Here is a 2,282-nt window from a genome sequence, read left to right on the forward strand (position 1 = left end):
CTTAACCCAAAGCCTAAGTATTCTTTAGAGGAATTAATAACTAAGTGTGATGCGTCAGCTCCTATATCACCAGAAGTTCAAGAATGGCTTGATGCACCAGCAGTAGGCAAGGAACTAATCTAAATAAATCATAGCTATAAATAGTAATTTTTTGTAAAAAAGTCGCCTCCAAAAGCCTGTCTCATACAACAAGCACAAATGATTTAATCTCTATTTGAATATAATTATAAGCCTGATATCTAAAAACCAACATACAAAGATGATTAGACATAAAAGTCAGTTTAATCCCTCAACGCAACCTACATCATCAGGTTTTTTGCTAGAGAATGACAAGCTTCACACGTCATTTTAGAACGATAATTCTTAGCAAAGTACACTTGAGTTTTTTGTTCTAAATCATCATAGATGTCTTGGTTTAAAGGCACTTTCCATTTGTATTGTGCCATCAATCTTGAAAGGTGGCGGTAACAAGTTTCTCGACGATTAGACAAGTATTTTGGCAAAATAATCTGGCTTTCAAATTGGGTTAACGATCCTGTAAGATAAAAAATAACACCTTGGACTAACTCTTTAACCTGCAATGGCGTTGCCTCTAGCTCTCCATTCTTCACCGCCTCATTAAATGATTCGGTAAACCAATACCAAAAAGCGTTAATACGTCGCTTAAACTTTTCGACTTTTTCTGGACTGGCTAATTTCCATACCATGGTATTAACAGATACTGATCTTAGGGTCGCAAAACTCCGGCTTCGCTGTATAGTTTCAAACGTAAACAATATGGGAAGTAATGCTTTTTGCTGAGCTGTCAGATTTGAGTGTTGCTCTACAAAAAGAGGTAGTTGATTAGACGTCGCACTTCGAAGAAACAAGCACACTAGAATATCTTCTTTACCTTCAAAAAATTTATATAACGTACCAGTAGAACATCCAACCTCTTTTACTAACTGCGAATATTTAAATGACACGATTCCTTGTGATTCAATTAATAATTCTGCAGCATCCAAAATTTGATTACATCTTATTGTCGATAACGGCTCTGTTGGACAACGCATAATATCCTCTCATTGATTTACAACTTAACAACCTACGATGCTTTTAATTCTCCTAATCAATTCATTCACAAACACAACTCAAGCTATATAAAAAGCGACTTAAGCTAGCTAATAATTTCCCCCTATGAATCTACCAAACCAGTAATAGGGATGTTAATAAACAAAAGAAAATTTATTCGGGAGCTGACTCACGAATAAGTTTGTCACCACAAATACCCCGTGACCCACTTCATGTTTCAACATATTCACAAAGCTTATCTTGTCTGCATCGAAAGACTTAAAGTTGAGGATGCAGCAATGCAGGGTAGAAGACACTTCTTAAAATTCAGTGCGACAGCAGCATTAGGGGGGTTAGCAGTCACGATTCCCCAAGTAAATGCTTCCGAGTGTAGTGCCATTAAGTGGGATCAAAGTATCGACTATATTATTGTCGGATCGGGTTTCGCAGGTCTGTCTGCAGCATTGAACACTAAACGCGCCATGAAAGGTAGCGTACTAGTGTTAGAAAAAATGCAAGTGATTGGAGGAAACTCTGCGATTAACGGTGGTTGGCTTGCCATCCCTAAAAGCCCTACGCAATTAGCTCAAGGCATTATGGATGACTCTCCTAGAGAGCTAGTTAAAGACCAAATGATTTCTGGTCGAGGCATGGCAAACGAAGCTGCATTGACTCAAATTGCTGAACACGCTTTGGATGTATACAACCTTTGTATTGAGTCTGGGGTTGAATTTAAGAAAGACTTCAACATTCAGGTTGGTGGTCATAACAAAGCCCGTGCTCTTCGAACGATTCATGGCACCGGCGGAGATATCACCACTAAACTTTATGAAGTCGGTGTAAAAGAAGGTATTGAATACCGTCTACAACATTACATTGAAGATTTCATCATGGATGGCCAACAAGTTATTGGCCTAAAAGTGAGACAAAACTACCGCTTCCCAAATATCAAAACAGGTAAAAGCATTTATATCAAAGCGAACAAAGGTGTCATTCTCGCCGCCGGTGGCTTTGCTCGTAATATGGAACTGCGCGCTGCAGTCGATCCTTCGTTGGACCCAACACTGGACTGCACAAATGCACTTGGGGCAACAGGTGAAATTATGCTTACAGCAATGGCTCATGGTGCATTGCCTGTTCATATGAACCTTATTCAAACGGGTCACTGGGGATCTCCTGATGAAGGTGGATTTGGCTGGTCCAATGCTCTACTTTCAATTGGTTGGCATAAA

The 2,282-nt window shown here is 39.3% G+C and carries 2 protein-coding genes; one reads left to right on the plus strand and one right to left on the minus strand.

Annotated features, from left to right (window positions below; genetic code table 11):
- Positions 1–299 precede the first annotated feature (299 nt).
- Positions 300–1,052 carry a TetR/AcrR family transcriptional regulator gene (locus CXF78_RS20775; protein ID WP_102037829.1) on the minus strand — a complete coding sequence of 251 codons (753 nt, stop codon included), beginning with the start codon at positions 1,050–1,052 and terminating at the stop codon, positions 300–302.
- A gap of 297 nt (positions 1,053–1,349) precedes the next feature.
- Here CXF78_RS20775 and CXF78_RS20780 point away from each other — a divergent pair.
- Positions 1,350–2,282: FAD-dependent oxidoreductase (locus CXF78_RS20780; RefSeq protein WP_145991602.1), on the plus strand; the 933-nt coding region annotated here is incomplete at its 3' end.

This window comes from Shewanella sp. 11B5, assembly GCF_002836795.1.
Lineage (GTDB): Bacteria > Pseudomonadota > Gammaproteobacteria > Enterobacterales > Shewanellaceae > Shewanella > Shewanella frigidimarina.

Coding starts and splice junctions, on each gene's coding strand:
- CXF78_RS20775 (WP_102037829.1), bottom strand. CDS start 1,052: ATGCGTTGTCCAACAGAGCCGTTATCGACAATAAGATGTAATCAAATT.